Genomic DNA, 17,546 nt, shown 5'->3' on the forward strand with positions numbered 1-17,546 from the left:
CATCCTCAACGCAATCGCCAAAAAAGATCCAGCGTTCCAAAGCTGATCCACGGTTGCTTGACCCGAGGGCCTCTGTCCACGTGCAGGAAACCCGGGTTTCGGGGCGCCCAGGCCGGCCCTCGGGTCAAGCCCGAGGGCAGCGAAGTGCTTGCGTGGGCAACAAAAATCAATCCAGGAAGGTCCAAAGTAAACACTCCCCGTCCTGTGGGAGAGGGTTCTCCCCGCGCAGAGGGTGCCTGTATCAGGCGGCGGGGTCCTTGCCCTTATAGGTGGCGGGGAAGGTGAAGAAGTGCGAGGGAATCTGCACGTCCTTTTCGACGTCGTAGAGCGAGAAGGTCAGCTCCGAGCCATTGGGCTCGATGAGGCTCCACTGCGCCAGGTCCTTGGTGTCGGTATCGAAGATCAGCGAGACCTGCACCGTGCCGGCCACGGTATTGTCGATCACCGTGATGCTGAGATAGCCGTCGCTGGTGGTGACGTCGAGCACATTGGCGTTGAGCAGGTCGATCTGCTCGCCGAGGAACTGCCGCAGCGGAATGGAATCCTGCGGATAGGCGTAATAGGTCTCCTCGCGCCGGTCGATCACATAGAAGCCGCGGCCGATCGAGACGATCTCCTCGCGGCTGGGCGGGGCGTAGCGGAAGGCGATCTTGTTGGGCCGCTCGAGGAAGAACGTGCCCTCGGTGCGCCCGCCCTGGGTGTCGATCTGCAGGAACCGCCCCACCATGGAGCGGATGGCCGAGTTGTGGGCGTTGATCTGGGCGATGAGCTGCTGCTCCTCCGGCGTCAGCGCCCGGTCGAGCGACAGCGCCGGCAAGGCGGGCGTCAGGGCGGCGGCAAGGCCGAGCAGCAATGCGTGGCGGCGAATCATCGGCGGCGTTCCTCGCTTCTTTCTGGCCTAAATCTAGCCTAGGCGGGAATTGCGGCAAGAGCTGGAAGGTTCCGTCCCGGCCGGCCTCACCATTGCGCGAGCCGGGGCCGGAGGGCCCCGGACGCCTCAATAGCCGTCGGCATTGTCCCCCACGAGGATTTCGCGCTTGCCCGCATGGTTGGCGGGGCTGATGACGCCCTCGGCCTCCATGCGCTCGATCAGCGTCGCCGCCTTGTTGTAGCCCACGCCCAGGCGCCGCTGCACATAGGAGGTGGAGGCCTTCTTGTCGGTGAGCACGATGTGCACCGCCTTGTCGTAGAGCTCGTCGCCCGAGCCCCCGCCATAGCCCTCGCCGGCATCGGCGCCGAACTCGCCGCCTTCATCGCCCTCCTCGGTGACCGATTCGAGATAGTCGGGCGCACCCTGGCTCTTGAGATGGGTCACCACCGCCTCGACCTCGGCGTCGGAGACGAAGGCGCCGTGCAGCCGCTTGGTGCGCCCGCCCGAGGCCATGTAGAGCATGTCGCCATTGCCCAGCAGCTGCTCGGCCCCCTGCTCGCCCAGAATGGTGCGGCTGTCGATCTTGGAGGTCACCATGAAGGAAATGCGGGTGGGGAAATTGGCCTTTATGGTGCCGGTGATGACGTCGACCGAGGGCCGCTGGGTGGCGGTGACCATGTGGATGCCGGCCGCCCGCGCCATCTGCGCCAGGCGCTGGATGGCCCCCTCGATATCCTTGCCGGCCACCATCATCAGGTCGGCCATCTCATCGACGATGATGACGATATAGGGCAAGGGCTCGAGATCGAATTCCTCGCTCTCGAAGATCGCCTCGCCGGTTTCGCGGTCAAAGCCGGTCTGCACCGTGCGGGTGATGGTCTTGCCCTCGGCGGCGGCCTCGGTGACGCGCTGGTTGAAGCCGTCGATATTGCGCACGCCGATCTTGCTCATCTTGCGATAGCGGTCCTCCATCTCCCGGACCGCCCATTTGAGCGCCACCACCGCCTTTTGCGGATCGGTGACCACCGGGGTCAGCAGGTGCGGGATGCCGTCATAGATCGACAGTTCCAGCATTTTGGGGTCGATCATGATCATGCGGCACTGCTCGGGCGTCATCTGGTAGAGCAGCGAGAGGATGAAGGTGTTGATGCCCACCGACTTGCCCGAGCCGGTGGTGCCGGCGATCAGCAGATGCGGCATGCGCGCCAGGTCGGCGATGACCGGCTCCCCGCCAATGGTCTTGCCTAGGCAGATGGGCAGCTTGCCCTTCATCTTCTCGAAGTCGGACGAGGCCAGCATTTCGCGGAAATAGACGGTCTCGCGGCTCTTGTTGGGCAGTTCGATGCCGATGGCGTTGCGGCCCGGCACCACCGCCACGCGGGCCGAGATGGCGCTCATCGAGCGGGCGATGTCGTCGGCCAGCGAGATGACGCGGCTCGATTTGATGCCCGGGGCGGGCTCGAGCTCGAACAGCGTCACCACCGGTCCGGGACGCACATTGATGATGTCGCCCTTGACGCCGAAATCCTGCAGCACCGCTTCGAGCTGGCGGGCCATTTCCTCCAGCCTTTCGGGCGCGTGCTCGGGCGAGGGGCCGGTGCGGCGCGGCTCGGAGAGCAGGCTCAGCTCGGGCAGCTCGAACCCCGCCGGCTCGTCCAGCAGCGAGCCCTGCGCCTCGCGGAAGACGCGCTGGCCCGGGGCCGGGCGCGGCGCCGGCGCCGTCACCCGCGGCGCGGCATGGTCGACCGGATGGAAGCGCGAATCGCCGCGCTGGGTGCGGGGGGGCTGGCGCACGTCCGGGGTGAAGGGGATGTCGTCGTCCTCGTCGGGATAGTCGATGGCGGTGTCGTCATAGCCGGCCTCCTCCACGCCGCGCGGCGCCGGGGCGAAGGACGGCTCGACCGGCACATGGATGCGCCGCTGCGGCGCCATCGGCGGCGCGGCGCTCTCATGGGTGGGAGCGCCGTCGAGGCTGGGTTCGGCGAAGCGCTCCTCGTGCTCGGCTTCCCGGCGTGCCAGATAGTCGGCGCGGGCCCGGCGGAAGGCGGTGCGCAGGGAATAGCCGGCATGCACCAGCGCCCCCAGCGCCACCTCGACGAGCGGATTGGGCTCGCGCTCGTCCGCCGGCTCCCCGCCCGCGGCCTCCCGGCGGCCGGCGGCGGTTTTTGGCGGGCCGGCCGGCACGGCGGTGCCCAGGCCCATGGCGATCCAGAGCAGCGCCAGCGCGGGCGCGGCCAGGATGATGGCGAACAGCGTCGAGGTGACCGGCTGCGGGTCGTCCCCGGCGATGAGGGCGGCGAGATTGGCGAACAGCATGCCCGCCAGCCCGCCCAGCCCGGTCGGCAGCGGCCAGCTTGCCGGCATGGCGATGAAGGCGAAGACGCCGGCGAACAGCACGGTGGCGCCGAGCCAGCACAGCAGCCGCAGCCCGGTGCGGCTCACCCGGAAGCGGCGCGCCATCGCCCAGCCCCACAGCACCGGCGGCACCGCCATGACCAGGCCGGCGAGGCCGAGGAACTGGAACGCCAGGTCGGCGATGACCGCGCCGGGATAGCCCAGCCAGTTGGCGGGGGATTTTTCCGTGGCCAGCGACAGCGAGGGGTCGTCCACCGACCAGGAGGCCAGCGACACCAGCAGCACCGCGCACAGGCCCAGCAGCAGCATGCCCGCGAGGCGCAGCGGGATGCGGATGGCGATGGCGGGCGGAGGAACCGGCGCGGAGGCTCGGCGCCCCGGGCTGCGGCCGGCGCGGCTGGGCACGGGACGGACTTCGTCGAGCACGGGAACAGGATGGCTGGACATGGATACGCATACTCGTTGCCGGCCCGCAAACCATCAGACGGGGCCGAAGTGCCGCCATGCTAGCCCGGTGTGGTTAATCGGGTGCTAACCATGGGGCAGGTGGCGGCCGGCGCGCGGCCGCCCGCCACCGGCGCGGTCAGTTATAGGCGCGCTCGCCATGGGTGGTGAGATCGAGCCCGTCGCTCTCGCCCGCGGGGGCGATGCGGGCGCCGCCGAACAGCGCCTTGACGATCATCATGGCGATGAAGGCCACCACGCCCGACCACAGGATCGCCACCAGCACCGCCAGTAGCTGGATCAGCAGTTGCGCATCGAGGGCGTAGCCCGCCTCCCCGAAGCCGCCCAGCGCAGGATGGGCGACGATGGCGGTGCCCAGCGCGCCCACGATGCCGCCTACGCCGTGGATGCCGAAGACGTCGAGGCTGTCGTCATAGCCGAGCAGGGGCCGCAGCGACACCACCGCCCACAGGCAGACGATTCCGGCGATGGCGCCCAGCCCGATCGCCCCGATAGTGCCGGAGAAGCCGGCGGCCGGGGTGATGGCGACGAGGCCCGCGACGGCGCCGGAAAAGGCGCCCAGCGCCGAGGCGTGGCCGCGGGCGATCCTCTCGGCCAGCGCCCAGGCCAGGGCCGCCGCGGCCGGGGCGGTGATGGTGTTGAGGAAGGCCTGGGCGGCGGCGCCGTCGGCGGCGAGGGCCGAGCCGGCATTGAAGCCGAACCAGCCCACCCAGAGCAGGCAGGCGCCGACGAAGACGAAGACCAGGTTGTGCGGCGCGATCGGCTCCCTGAGATAGCCCAGGCGCGGCCCCAGCACGATGGCGGCCACCAGCGCCGCGACGCCGGAATTGATGTGCACCACCGTGCCCCCGGCGAAGTCGAGCGCGCCCATGGTGAACAGCAGCCCCGCCTCCGACCAGACCATATGGGCGATGGGCAGGTAGGAGAAGGTGAACCAGATGGCGAGGAAAGCCAGCACCGCGCCGAATTTCATCCGCTCGGCGATGCCCCCCACCACCAGGGTGGCGGTGATGCAGGCGAAGGTGAGCTGGAAGCAGACGAAGACCAGCTCGGGCAGGTTCCCGGCGATGGCGTCGGGGCCGACCGCGCCCAGGAAGAGATTGGAGAAATCCCCGATAAAGGCGGACAGCCCCCCCGCCGCCGGGCCGGAAAAGGCCAGCGAATAACCATAGGCGACCCAGAGCAGGGCGATCAGGCAGAACCCGGCGAACACCTGGGTGAGGACGGAGAGGATGTTCTTGGCGCGGACCAGCCCGCCATAGAACAGGGCCAGCCCCGGTATGGTCATCAGGATGACGAGGATGGTGGAGACCAGCATCCAGGCGGTGTCGCCGCTGTCGATGGCGGCAGGGATCGGCCCGGCGCCGGGCAGGACAATGTCGAGGGGAGGGGTTTCCTGGCCGAAGGCCGGCAGCAGGGGCAGCAGGAAGGCCAGCGCGGCGCTCCTTGGAAGTGTTGCGATCTTCATCTCGTGTTTCTCCTGGGGATGCCTGGAGCATCGGACCGGAAACCGCACGCGCGGTTTTCAGGGCGTCCGATGCGCAAGCAATGGGCTAAAGCGCCGAAAGGCCGGTCTCGCCGGTGCGGATGCGGGTGATGGCCAAAAGCTCGAGCACGAAAACCTTGCCGTCGCCGATGCGCCCGGTATGGGCAGCATCCCTGATGGCCGTGGCGACCTGGTCGACGAGTTCGTCGTCGAGGGCGATCTCGAGCTTGAGCTTGGGCAGGAAATGCACCGCATATTCGGTGCCGCGATAGATTTCCGAATGGCCCTTCTGCCGCCCGTAACCCTTCACCTCGGTGACGGTCATGCCGTGCACGTCGAGCGAATTGAGCGCCTGCCGGACCTCCTCGAGCCGGGATGGCTTGATGATGGCAACCACGAGTTTCATGTGACCCCCTTTGGCGCCGCGATGGCGCATTGTGGATGCAGGAGAGGACTCAAGCGCCGTGCCAGACCGGGGCGCGAGAAAAACCACTTGTTTTTCAAGGGATTGGCAGGGCGCCGCCGGACGGCGTTCGCGGGATGGTCAGGTTTTGCCTAATTCATCGCCATCTGGGTCGGCCTGTGGTCAAATTTTATGCATTGCACCGATGGCCCGCCTTGCGGCGTCCGGCGCCCTTGCCTCGGCGCCGCCATCGGCCGAAAATGGGCCGGACGACAGGAGCGACGCATGACCGGGCCAGGCGAGCAGAGATATGACGTGATCATCGTTGGCGCCGGCCCGGTGGGGCTGACGCTGGCGCTGGCGCTGGTGCGTTCGGCGCCCCAGCTCGCCGTGGCACTGGTCGACCGGCGCAGGCTCAGCGTGCCGCGCGACAACCGCGCCTCGGCCATCGCCGCCGGCGTGCGCCGCGTGTTCGAGGCGCTGGGCGTCTGGGACGAGATGGCCGGCCGGGCGCAGCCGATCACCGCGATGCGCATCACCGATTCGGGCCGGGCGGATCTGGCCCGTCCCGTCTTCCTGCAATTCGACGGCGACGTGGCTCCGAGCGAGCCCTTCGCCCATATGGTGCCCAACCAGGCCAGCGGCGCGGCCCTGCTCGCCGCCGCCGAAGGGGCCATCACCGTGGTGGCGCCGGCGGAAATCGCCGCCTGGAGCGGGGAGGGGGCGCGGGCGCGTCTCACCCTGGCCGATGGCGTGGTGCTGGCGGCGCCGCTCGTCGTCGCCGCCGATGGCGCCCGCTCCGGGCTGCGCCAGCGCGCCGGCATCGGCACCATCGGCCATGACTATCGCCAGACCGGGCTGGTCGCCACCATCGGGCACGAGCTGGCCCATGAAGGGGTGGCCTATGAGCATTTCCGCCCCGCCGGCCCCTTTGCCAGCCTGCCGCTGCCGGGCAATCGCTCGTCCCTCGTCTGGACCGAGGCCGATGCGGACGCGCCGCGCTTTCTCGCCATGGGCGCCGAACAGCTCGCCGGCGAGATCGAGGCGGTCATGGGCTCCTCGCTCGGCGCCGTCACGGTGGAGGACGAGCTGATGAGCTTTCCGCTGCGCCTGCAACTGGCCCGCAGCTTCATCGGCCCCCGGCTGGCGCTGGTGGGGGATGCGGCCCATGTCATCCATCCCATCGCCGGGCAGGGGCTCAATCTGGGCCTCAAGGACGTGGCGGCTTTGGCCGAAGTGGTGGTGGAGGCCATGCGGCTGGGGCTCGACCACGGCGCCGCCGACACCCTCCGGCGCTACCAGGCCTGGCGCCGGTTCGACACCGCCTCCATGGCCATGGTCACCGACGGGATGAACCGGCTGTTCTCCAACGACATCGCCCCGATCAGAGCCCTGCGCGATTTCGGCCTCGGCCTCGTGGACCGCTCCGGCCCGATCAAATCCGCCCTGATCCGCACCGCCTCCGGCTTCGACGGCCACGGCCCCCGCCTGCTGAGCGGCCTGCCGATCTAGAGCGGATCAGCGCTTTCTTGCTCCCCTCCCCCTTGAGGGGAGGGGTCGGGGGTGGGGGTCCTTCGGTGCTCCGCTAAACTCACCCCCTCCCCAACCCTCCCCCTTGAGGGGGAGTGTTTACTTTGGACGCTTCTGGTTCGATCGTTGTTGTCCACACCAACGCTGTGCTGCCCTCGGGCTCGACCCGAGGGCCGGCCTGGGCGTCCCGAAACCCGGATTTCCTGCACGTGGACAGAGGCCCTCGGGTCACGCCCGAGGGCAGCCCCGTGTGGGGGATAAATTGTGCCAGCAGTCCGAAATGAACACTTCCTCCCCTCAGGGGGGAGGGGAACGCAACAGCGACCATTGCTTCATCAGGCTCATATGCAGTTCCCCTCCCCTTGAGGGGAAAGGAGCGCCTGCGCCGGAATGAGCCGGTGCAAGCGGCCCCGCCCCCTTTTCCTCTCCTTTCGCCGCGGAGCGGACGAATCCGGCATTGCCGTGCTTGCGCAGCGCCGCCCAAACCCGTTATGTGCCTTCAGGTGTACCCACCAGTACGGCGAGGAGTGTTTTCCCACATGGCCACCCATTCCCTTTTCCTTCTGCCCGGCGACGGCATCGGCACCGAGATCATGCTCGAGGTGGAAAAACTCGTCGCCTGGACCAATGCGGAAGGGCTGACCGATTTCTCCACCGATCGGGGGCTGGCCGGCGGCAGCGCCTATGACGCCCATGGCGTGGCCATCACCGACGAGGACGTGGAGAAGGCCAAGGCGGCCGATGCGGTGATCTTCGGGGCGGTGGGCGGCCCCAAATGGGACGACGTGCCCTATGAGCAGCGTCCCGAGGCGGCCTTGCTGCGCCTGCGCAAGGAGCTCGCCGTCTTCGCCAATCTGCGGCCCGCCATCTGCTATCCGGCGCTGGCCGAGGCCTCCTCGCTCAAGCGCGAGCTGGTGGAGGGGCTCGACATCCTCATCGTGCGCGAATTGACCGGCGGGGTCTATTTCGGCGAGCCCAAGACCATCACCGATCTGGGCAACGGCCAGAAGCGCGCCATCGATACCCAGGTCTATGAGAGCTACGAGATCGACCGCATCGCCCGCGTCGCCTTCGACCTCGCCCGCACCCGCCGCGGGCTGGTGCATTCGGCCGACAAGAAGAACGTCATGAAGTCCGGCGTGCTCTGGGACGAGGTGGTCAAGGGCGTGGCCGCCGACTATCCCGATGTCGAGCTGCACCACATCCTGGCCGACAACGCCGCCATGCAGTTGGTGCGCACCCCCAAGCAGTTCGACGTCATGGTCACCGACAATCTGTTCGGCGACATTCTCTCGGACGTCGCGGCCATGCTCACCGGCTCGCTGGGCATGCTGCCCTCCGCCTCGCTCGGCGCGCCCGATCCGGCCACCGGCAAGCGCAAGGCGTTTTACGAGCCGGTGCACGGCTCGGCCCCCGACATCGCCGGCCAGGGCATCGCCAATCCCATCGCCATGATCGCTTCCTTCGCCATGGCGCTGCGCTATTCGTTCAACCTGCTCGAGCTGGCCGACAGGGTCGAAGCCGCCATCGCCGCCGTCCTCGCCGACGGCCTGCGCACCGGCGACATCGCCCAGGACAACCGCAAGACCGTCGGCACCGAGGAAATGGGCGCCGCCATCCTCGCCAGGCTCAAGGCCTGAGACGAGCCCTCCACGTCCACTGTGTCATTCCCGCATGCGCGGGAATGACCCGGTGGGAGAGCCAGCCCGAGCCGGTGCGGATGTGAAGCCAATTCAGGCCAGCCGGCCCCCCCGGGCGGGCGCAACGCCGGCCGCCCGCAAGGGGAACCGGCGAACCCTTCACCTCCACGATGTCATTCCCGCGCATGCGGGAATCCCTGTTCAATTGCAGAAAAGGAAACGGAGATTCCCGCATGCGCGGGAATGACCCGGTGGGAGAGCCAGCCCGAGGCGGTGCGGATGTGAAACCAATCCAGGCCAGCCGATCCCCCCGGCCGGTGCAACGCCGCCGCCCCTCCCCACCCCCGCCGAAATGCGCTAAAGACCCGCCATCCATTCGCTGAAAGCCCCTCCGGTGCGGCCCCCATCCGTTTTCCTTCCCGTTTTTCTCATTACTCTGGGCATGGCCGCCACCCAGACCGGGGCGAGCTTTGCCAAGATGCTGTTTCCGCTGGTGGGGGCCAACGGCGCCACCGCCCTGCGGCTGGTGCTGGCGGCGCTGGTGCTGATGGCGGTGTTCCGCCCCTGGCGGTATCGTCTGGACCGGGGCCAGTGGCGCGCCGTGCTGCTCTATGGCGGCGCCATGGGGGCGATGAACCTGTTCTTTTACGCGGCGCTCGAGCATATCCCGCTCGGCATCGCCGTGGCGCTGGAATTCACCGGCCCGCTGGCCGTGGCCCTGTTCGGGGCGCGGCGGCCCCTGGACGTGCTCTGGATCGTCCTGGCGTTGGGGGGCTTTGCGCTGCTGCTGCCCTGGGGGCCGGCGGAGGGCGCCATCTCGCCGCTCGGCGTGGTGCTGGCGCTGTGCGCCGGGGCCTGCTGGGCCGGCTATATCGTCTTCGGCCAGCGCGCCGGCACCGGCGGGGGGCCGCATATCGCGGCGCTGGGGGTGGGCATGGCGGCGCTGCTGGCCCTGCCGTTCGGGCTTGCCGGGGCCGGGACCGCCCTCCTCGATCCCGCCATCCTGCCGCTGGGCCTCGCCGTGGCGCTGCTCTCGAGCGCCATTCCCTATGCGCTCGACATGGTGGCGCTGCCCCATGTTCCGGCGCGGCTGTTCGGCATATTGATGAGCGGCCAGCCCGCTTTCGCGGCGCTTTCGGGCCTGCTCATCCTGCATGAAACCCTCGCCGCCTTCCATGTCGCGGGCATTGCCGCCATCATCGCCGCCTCCATCGGCGCGACCCTCACCATCGCCCGCAGCAGCGGGCCGCCGGTGGCGTGACCGCCGCCGGTTCCGCGCCGATCCGTCTTGGCATCGGCCCGGGCGCGCTTCATAGTCCCCGCCTCGCTTCGGAGGAGATATCCATGCTCTATGCCATTTTGTGCTATAATGACGAAAAGGAGGTCGCCGCCTGGACCTTGGAGGAGGACGAGGCCTGCATGGCGCGGCTGGGCGAGGTTCAGGCCGGGATGAGCGCGGAAGGCCGGCTGGGCCCGGTGGTGCGCCTGTGGAACACCGACGAGGCCATGACCCTGCGCAAGACCGGCGGCGATCCGGTGGTGCTGGACGGGCCCTTCGCCGAAACCAAGGAGCAGTTCCTCGGTTTTTACGTGGCCGATTGCGCTTCCATGGACGAGGCGCTCGATTTTGCGCACAAGCTGGCGGCGGCCAATCCCGGCAGCGGCGCTTACGAAATCCGACCCCTGCGCTATTTCGGCGACAACCGGCTGAAGCCGGCCTGACGTGCAGCGCGCGCGCCTTCGTGCAGCCCCTTTTGCTAACGATGTGCTGACATTGGCGCCGGGGTCGCTAAAGCGGGGCGCTAAAGGACGAGATTGTCGATCAGCCGCGTCGTGCCCAGCCGGGCGGCGACCGCCACCAGCGCCCCGCGTCCGCCCACCGTGGTGATGGCCCCGAGGCTTTCGGGGTCGCGCACCTCGAAATAGTCCGGCACGATCCGCTCGGATTTCGCCAGCACGGCCAGGCCGACCGCCGCGAGCCTGCCGGCGTCGTGCTCCCCGGCCCGATAGGCCGCCTCCACCGCCTTAAGCCCTTGATGGATAAGGGGAGCGGCGGCGCGATCGGCCGGCGCGAGATAGGCGTTGCGCGAGCTGAGGGCCAGCCCGTCCGCCTCGCGCACGATGGGGGCGCGCCGGATCTCCACCGGCAGGTCGAGATCGCGCACCATGCGCTCGATCACCGCGCATTGCTGGGCGTCCTTCTGCCCGAACACCGCCAGATGTGGCGCGACGAGGTTGAACAGCTTGAGCACCACCGTGGCCACGCCCCGGAAATGCCCCGGCCGCCCCTCGCCGCACAAAGGCAGCGAAACCATTGATTCTTCTACGAAAGTCGAGGCGCCTTCGGGATACATTTCCGCGACCGATGGCAGGAACAGCGCCGCCACGCCGGCCTGTTCGAGCTTGTCCACATCCGCCTCGATGGGGCGGGGGTAGCGCTCGAGATCCTCGTTGGGGCCGAATTGCAGCGGGTTGACGAAGATGGAAGCGATCACCGTGTCGCTGTGCCGCCCTGCCTCTTCCACGAGGCTCATATGGCCGGCATGGAGCGCTCCCATGGTCGGCACGAAGCCCAGCCGCCGTCCGGGGGGCAGCGCCGCGCGCCAGGCGCGAAGAGAGGATTTATCCCGCAAAATCAATGTCATGCGATGAGGTTCCAGATCTGGCGGGCGATATCCTGCTTGCTGCCCAGCGCCAGTTCGTGCCGGTCGCCCCGCGCCGAGAGCAGCACGCCGGCATTGGTCTTGACGGCAAAGCCGGTCGCGCCCCCGGCCCCGAGCCGGGCCACCTGGTTGGCGAACAGATAGTCCAGTTTCTTGGCCTCGAGCTTGCCGCGCCCATGGGCCTCGACCTCGTCGGTTTCCGCCGCAAAGCCCAGGAACCACTGGTCCGTCGCCGCATCGCGCAGGGTGGCCAGGACATCGGCGGAGGGCACCAGGTCGAGCGTCGCGGCTTCGGTGCTGCGCTTGAGCTTGCCCGCGACGGGAGCCGCCACGGCGTAATCCATCACCGCCGCCGTGGCCACAACCCCTTGTGCCAGCGGCAGTTTTTCGAGCGCCGCCGCCGCCATCTCCTCGGCGGTCCGCACCTCGACGAGATGCAGGCGCTCCTCGGCGCCGCGCGGGGCGACGGGGCGGACCACGCCCTTGTCGAGGCCCAGCACATAGTCCACCACCGCGCCGCGCCGCAGCGCTTCCTCGGCCATGGCCGCGCCCATGCGGCCGGTCGAGTGGTTGGTGATATAGCGCACGGCGTCGATGGGGGTGGTGGTCGGGCCGGCGGTGATGAGGATGCGGCGGCCCGCCAGGTCGGCGCTTGCCGGCATGAGCGCCGCTTCGATCGCTGCCGCCAGCGCCGGGACCGGCGCCAGCCTGCCCATGCCCACTTCGCCGCAGGCCAGCAGCCCCGAGGCGGGCGGCACCAGCTGCGCGCCGCGCTCCAGCAGCGTTGCAAGGTGCTGCTGCACAATGGGTTTTTCCCACATCACCGTATTCATCGCTGGCGCGATGAGCAGTGGTGCGGTGGTCGCCAGCGCCACGGTGGAAGGTAGGTCGTCGGCCAGGCCCAGCGCCAGCCGCGCCAGCATGTTGGCGCTGGCCGGGGCGAAGACCATGAGGTCCGCCCAGCGCGCCAGCTCGATATGCTCCGTGCCCGAGACCCCCGGGCCGAACAGCGCCGAGAGCGCCGGGCGGCCGCTCAGCGTCTCCAGCACCAGCGGGCTGACGAACTGGCCGGCGCTGGCGGTCAGGATGCATTGCGCCTGGTGCCCGGCCTTGCCCAGTTCGGACACCAGGTCGGCGATCTTGTAGGCCGAGATCGAGCCCGATATGGCGATGAGGATATTGGCCATTTTCACTCGGCCCGGCGCGGCAGTGTGATGGGCTGGCGCGCTGCCTTGGTCTCGGCGACATAGTCGCCCACCGCCTGGCGGATGATGGCGGCGACGTCGGCCCGGGGCCTGGCAAAGGCCGGCGGCTTGCTGGTGTTGAGCCCGATGAGATCGTTGACCACCAGCACCTGGCCGGCGCAATCCTTGCCCGAGCCGATGCCGATGGTGGGAATGGACAGCGAGCGGGTGATTTCGGCCGCCAGCGCCGGCTCGACGCATTCCAGCACGATGGCGAAGGCGCCGGCTGCCTCCAATGCCTTTGCTTCCTCGCGCAGCCGCGCCGCCGAGGCGTCGTCCTTGCCATGCATGTAATAGCCGCCCATCTGGTGCACCGCCTGCGGCGTCAGCCCGATATGGGCCATGACCGCGATGCCATGGGCGGTGAGCCGCTCCACGGTCGGTGCCATGGCGAGGCCTCCTTCGAGCTTGACCGCCTCGACCCCGGTTTCCTTGAGGATACGCATGGCGTTGCGCAGGGTCGCGTCGGGATCGGTCACCGAGCCGAAGGGCATGTCGCAGACGATCAGGGCCCGGCCGGAGCCGCGTTTCACCGCCGCGGCGTGGCGGATCATGTCGTCCAGCGTCACCGGCAGGGTGGTGTCATATCCTAAAACGACATTGCCCAGGCTGTCGCCCACCAGGATCATGTCCACCCCGGCCATCTCGACCAGCGCCGCGGTCACGGCGTCATAGGCGGTCAGCATGGCGATGGCTTCGCCCTGCTGGCGCATCAGGGCGATGTCGCGCGTGGTCCGGCGCTTGCCGGGAATCTGGGCTGACATGGCACGTCCTCCAACCCGGCCGGATCCGAGTTGTCCGGCTCGCGGTGGAGATAGGGCAAAGCACCGGCCGATGCCACCCCTTCATTGGTGCCATGGGGAAGGCCGGCCCGTCAGGACCGGGGTTCGGCCAGCCGCTGCCCGCTCGCGGGATCGAAAAAATGCGGCGCCCGGCCACCCAGGCCAATGGTGACCTGCTGTCCGACCACGCTGTCGAGACGTATCCGGTCGATGACGACGATTTGCGAGCCGCCGATATCGATGAACAGATGCTGCTCGGCGCCCATGGGGTCGATCTGCACCACGGTGCCGGCCAGCCCCGTATCGGCGAGGACGAAATCTTCGGGACGGACGCCCAGTTCGAGCGGCCGGCCGGCATGGGCGGCCGCCTCGGGCGGCAGGGGCAGGGTCCCTGCACCGGTCCGGAACCGTGTCCGGTCCGCTTCGGCCACCACCTCGCCGCCGATCAGGTTCATGGCGGGAGAGCCGATGAAGGTGGCGACGAAACGGTTGGCCGGCCTTTCATAAAGCTCCTGGGGCGTTCCGAGCTGCTCCAGCACGCCGCCATGCATGACGGCGATGCGGTCGGCCATGGTCATGGCCTCGACCTGGTCGTGCGTCACATAGACGATGGTGCTGCCCAGTCGCCGATGCAGTTGCTTGATCTCGGAGCGCATGGTGACGCGCAGCTTGGCGTCGAGATTGGACAGGGGCTCGTCGAACAGGAACACCTTGGGATCGCGCACGATGGCGCGGCCCATGGCGACGCGCTGGCGCTGGCCGCCCGAGAGCTGGCGCGGATAGCGCCCGAGCAGGTCGGTGAGGCCGAGGATTTCGGCGGCCTTGCGGACGGCGGCCTCCCGCTCGGCGCGCGAAGCACGCTTGAGTTCGAGCGAGAAGCCCATGTTCCGCGCCACCGTCATATGCGGATAGAGCGCGTAGTTCTGAAACACCATGGCGACGTCCCGCCCCTTGGGCGGACGGTCGGTCACGTCCTCGTCGCCGATGCGGATGCGGCCGCCGGAAATGCCTTCGAGCCCGGCAATCGAGCGCAGCAGCGTGGATTTTCCGCAGCCCGAAGGCCCCACGAGGACGAGGAACTCCCCGTCCTCGATGGCGATGTCGATATTCTTGAGAACTTCGACATCGCCGAAGAACTTGCGGACGGCATCGATATGAACCTTCGCCATGGCGTTTCTCCGGTTTCGATCAGGCGACGGCGAGCAGCTTGCCGGGCTCGGCCCAGAACGGCGCGTAGCAGAGCGGCGTCGAGGACAGCGGCAGGATGCAGTCCTTGAGCGGCACGCCGATCACGTCGCGCATGAAATCCCGGCGGGCCTGCATGCGGGCATAGACCTCGGGGTGCTTGCGGGCGATTTCGGCCCGCAGCGCCTCGTCGGCGATGACGACGCCATCCTCGCAATTGAGCGCTTCGCCGCCGCCCATGGGAGCGGGAATGATATCGACCTGGAACGCCATGCCCGATCTGATGACCTCGTCGGAGTCCGGGCGGACCGGCGTGTTCATCCATTCGTCGTGGCTGATGAGGTGGCCCGGATTGAGCGCGGGCCGCAGTCCGGCGGGCGCCAGCGCCGCCGCGACGGCGCCGAACAGCGTCTTGCCGGAGACGCCGATATCGGCGGTCTCGTACCAGGTCCGCAAGCCGTCGAAATAGGTGCTCGCCTTTTTGAGGAAGGCCTCGTCCCGGTCGGTCATCAGCCCGGCACGGCACGACAGGCCGCCCCAATAACCGACGGCGGTGGTGACGCCCTCGCCCTCGCCGATCCGGCGGGCCGACGGGCTGCGCAGGCCGATGACCATGTCGGGGGCGGCGGCAGCGGACATCATCACGTGGCAATTGAGCGGCTCGCCGGCATAGCCCATCAGCGCCGCGGCTTCGAATTCGCTCATGCCGGGCTTGGTGCCCTGCATGATGCGCCAGACGGCGGCCGAGCTGCGGGCCGAACCCCATTCGAGCTGGGCGATCTCGTCGGCATCGACGATGGCGCGCAACCCGTCCACCGGGTTCATCAGGATCGGCGTCGCATCGGAGATCGTGCCATTGTCCCCGATCGCGGCGCGCAGGCTGTCCACGACGAAGGAAGGCACGAAGAAGCTGGGGGCGCTGCCGCTCCATTCATTGCTGTCGAGATATTTCCAACCGGCGAGGGCCACCGACTGCCCGGCGGCGACGCCGCACTCGCGCAGCACGGCGCTCAGATCCGCCGCCCTGCTGCGATCCTGCCCCATGAGGCTGAAACACTGGGTCAGCACGCCGCGCGTCTGCGGCAGGCGGGAAACCGGCACGTAATCGATGCTTTCATTGCCGGTGAGAATAAGGCGCTCGCCCTTGCGGCCGAGCAGCAGCAGCGCTTCCTCGAAACGCGGCTCGAAGCCGGTGAGGAAGGCGATATTGGCCAGATGCTCCCTGTCGGCATAAACGACCACCCAATCGCTGCCGGCGCGCTCGGTCAGGGCCGTCACGCGCGCTTCATAGGTGGCGGCAGGCACCACAGGCCGCGCCTCGGGCACACCGAACTGGGGAACGGTGATGTCTTTGAGGACTACAGTCATATCGAACCTTTTTCAAAAGAGAGACGAGGGAGAGGATCAGCCGGCATAGCTCGAGGCCTCCGGCGTCCAGGGGAAGTCGGGATCTGCGGGCAGGGCAGGCCGGGTGACATGGCGCCAGTCCCTGTTTTCGAGGTCGAGCGATACCGTGCCTTCGCTCAGCAGCAGGATGTGACGCCGGGCCACATCCTCGAGGCGAGGATGCAGATAGCCCAGCTTTAGCACGAATACCGTGAAGGCGGACCTGTCCAGGCCCATGGAGTCGAAATGCTCGGGCGTGGTGATGCCGATGGGGCGGGCGTGGAAGGTGGCGACGACGGTGCCGAAGCGGATGGCGACCCAGGCCGCCTCGACGCTGCGATAGGGCTGGAAGCCGGACAGCCGCAATTCCTCTCCGCCCCCGACGATCACGCCGGTTACGGTTTTTTTCGTGCCGGGCCGGCTGATGTGCTCCTGGCCCAGCGTCACCTCGATGTGCGCGCCGGTGCCGGCCGCCAGCGCCGCCTGCACCAGTTCTGGCGCGGTGATGCCGGCCACTACGGCATGAGGCGGATCGGAAAGCGCGAGCAGGGCCTGCAGCACGCCCGTCTGGTCGCCGGGGGCGCCGGCGGTGGTGTTGTCGCCCGAATCGCTGACGAAGACCGGCCCCTCGGTCGCCGCGGCGGCCCGCTGCAGGCCATCGGTCACCGTCGCGGTCTCCATGCGCAGGACGAAATCATGCCGCCTTGCCCAGATATCCCGGGCCAGGTCCCGGGCGCCGCGTTCCGCCAGCGCCGAATCGCCGTCGCTGGTGACGATGGCGGTCATGCCGCCCCAGGGCACGTCGTTGAAGGCGAAGCCGACGAGGATATTGGCTTCCATGATCCCCTCGCGGGCGTCGTAATCGGGCAGGCTCGCATAGAGGCCGGCCCCCGGCTCGGTGGTGGTGACGGCGGCTTCCCCGGCGATGAGGATCGGAATCCGTACCGCGACGGTGCGGGGGGCGAGCCCCTCGCGCAACACGCGCAGCAACTGGTCGGCGGCGCGGTAGCCCGTCTCCCGGTCGTCGCGATGGGGCGCGGTGCGCAGGGCACTGATGACGGTCGCCAGTTCGAGGAAACGCTGGCTCATATGGCCGTGCAGGTCGAGCGAGGCGGCCAGCGGGATTTCTGGGCCCACCGCCTCGCGCACCGCTTCGAGGAAATCCGCGTCCGGATGGATGTCGAGGCCGTCTACTTCGAGCGCGCCGTGATTGGCGACGACGACGCCATCGAACGGGCCGTATTGCCGCAGCAGGTCGATGGTTTCCCGGCGCAGCGCGGCGTAGTTGTCCGCCGTCAGCGAGCCGCCCGGCAACGCGGTGGACCACATCAGGGGCACGGGCTGTATGCCGGCCTCCTCGTCCAGCCGCTGCAATATGCCCCGGATCATCCACAGATCGCCCTCGACCATTTGCTGGCCGCGATAGATCTGCATGTCCGCCTGCTCGGTCTTGAGCGGCGAGCCGATCAGGCACTCCACGGACAGGCCGACGATGGCGATTCTCAAACTGGTCATGAGGATGTTCCTGGAATAGAG

The 17,546-nt window shown here is 68.4% G+C and carries 14 protein-coding genes; 4 read left to right on the forward strand and 10 right to left on the reverse strand.

Going from position 1 to position 17,546, the window contains the following annotated elements:
- Positions 1-241 precede the first annotated feature (241 nt).
- The 4 genes from ACFOOL_RS08945 to ACFOOL_RS08960 form a co-directional block, all read right to left on the reverse strand.
- Complete coding sequence (locus ACFOOL_RS08945; RefSeq protein WP_380096619.1) at positions 242-871, reverse strand: LolA family protein; 630 nt, start codon at positions 869-871, stop codon at positions 242-244.
- Positions 872-997: 126 nt separating this feature from the next.
- A complete protein-coding gene (locus ACFOOL_RS08950) occupies positions 998-3,673 on the reverse strand; it encodes an FtsK/SpoIIIE family DNA translocase (protein ID WP_380096620.1) in 2,676 nt (891 codons plus the stop codon).
- 136 nt (positions 3,674-3,809) lie between these two features.
- Complete coding sequence (locus ACFOOL_RS08955) at positions 3,810-5,159, reverse strand: ammonium transporter (RefSeq protein ID WP_380096621.1); 1,350 nt, start codon at positions 5,157-5,159, stop codon at positions 3,810-3,812.
- An 85-nt stretch (positions 5,160-5,244) separates the two neighbouring features.
- Complete coding sequence (locus tag ACFOOL_RS08960) at positions 5,245-5,583, reverse strand: P-II family nitrogen regulator (RefSeq protein ID WP_380096622.1); 339 nt, start codon at positions 5,581-5,583, stop codon at positions 5,245-5,247.
- Between the two features lie 282 nt (positions 5,584-5,865).
- Here ACFOOL_RS08960 and ACFOOL_RS08965 point away from each other — a divergent pair, with 282 nt between their 5' ends.
- The 4 genes from ACFOOL_RS08965 to ACFOOL_RS08980 all read left to right on the forward strand — a co-directional run bounded on the left by ACFOOL_RS08965 (position 5,866) and on the right by ACFOOL_RS08980 (position 10,472).
- Entirely contained in the window at positions 5,866-7,092 is a 1,227-nt protein-coding gene (locus ACFOOL_RS08965; protein ID WP_380096623.1) for an FAD-dependent monooxygenase, read from the forward strand.
- A gap of 557 nt (positions 7,093-7,649) precedes the next feature.
- On the forward strand, positions 7,650-8,750 hold the full coding sequence (gene leuB / locus ACFOOL_RS08970) for a 3-isopropylmalate dehydrogenase (RefSeq protein ID WP_380096624.1): 1,101 nt from the start codon (positions 7,650-7,652) through the stop codon (positions 8,748-8,750).
- 442 nt (positions 8,751-9,192) lie between these two features.
- Positions 9,193-10,011, forward strand: coding sequence for an EamA family transporter (locus ACFOOL_RS08975; protein ID WP_380096625.1), 819 nt, complete (start codon positions 9,193-9,195; stop codon positions 10,009-10,011).
- A gap of 83 nt (positions 10,012-10,094) precedes the next feature.
- Positions 10,095-10,472 (forward strand): YciI family protein, encoded by a 378-nt coding sequence (locus ACFOOL_RS08980; protein ID WP_380096626.1) that lies wholly within the window; start codon positions 10,095-10,097, stop codon positions 10,470-10,472.
- Positions 10,473-10,552: 80 nt separating this feature from the next.
- On the opposite strand, the gene panC is transcribed toward ACFOOL_RS08980, so the two are convergent.
- The 6 genes from panC to ACFOOL_RS09010 all read right to left on the reverse strand — a co-directional run bounded on the left by panC (position 10,553) and on the right by ACFOOL_RS09010 (position 17,525).
- A complete protein-coding gene (panC, locus tag ACFOOL_RS08985; RefSeq protein ID WP_380096627.1) occupies positions 10,553-11,395 on the reverse strand; it encodes a pantoate--beta-alanine ligase in 843 nt (280 codons plus the stop codon).
- Positions 11,392-12,600, reverse strand: coding sequence for a bifunctional phosphopantothenoylcysteine decarboxylase/phosphopantothenate--cysteine ligase CoaBC (gene coaBC, locus ACFOOL_RS08990; RefSeq protein WP_380096628.1), 1,209 nt, complete (start codon positions 12,598-12,600; stop codon positions 11,392-11,394). Before coaBC ends, panC begins: the two co-directional genes overlap by 4 nt.
- Positions 12,601-12,602: 2 nt before the next feature.
- The gene (panB, locus tag ACFOOL_RS08995; RefSeq protein ID WP_380096629.1) at positions 12,603-13,421 is read right to left on the reverse strand and encodes a 3-methyl-2-oxobutanoate hydroxymethyltransferase; all 819 of its coding nucleotides are present in this window, start codon (positions 13,419-13,421) and stop codon (positions 12,603-12,605) included.
- A gap of 110 nt (positions 13,422-13,531) precedes the next feature.
- On the reverse strand, positions 13,532-14,608 hold the full coding sequence (locus tag ACFOOL_RS09000) for an ABC transporter ATP-binding protein (protein WP_380096630.1): 1,077 nt from the start codon (positions 14,606-14,608) through the stop codon (positions 13,532-13,534).
- 19 nt (positions 14,609-14,627) lie between these two features.
- Complete coding sequence (locus ACFOOL_RS09005) at positions 14,628-15,992, reverse strand: Xaa-Pro aminopeptidase (protein WP_380096631.1); 1,365 nt, start codon at positions 15,990-15,992, stop codon at positions 14,628-14,630.
- Positions 15,993-16,028: 36 nt separating this feature from the next.
- Positions 16,029-17,525: a M81 family metallopeptidase gene (locus ACFOOL_RS09010; RefSeq protein WP_380096632.1), complete on the reverse strand. Its 1,497-nt coding sequence runs from the start codon at positions 17,523-17,525 to the stop codon at positions 16,029-16,031.
- Between the last annotated feature and the right edge of the window lie 21 nt (positions 17,526-17,546).

It is taken from the genome of Devosia honganensis (assembly GCF_042648785.1).
GTDB lineage: Bacteria > Pseudomonadota > Alphaproteobacteria > Rhizobiales > Devosiaceae > Devosia > Devosia honganensis.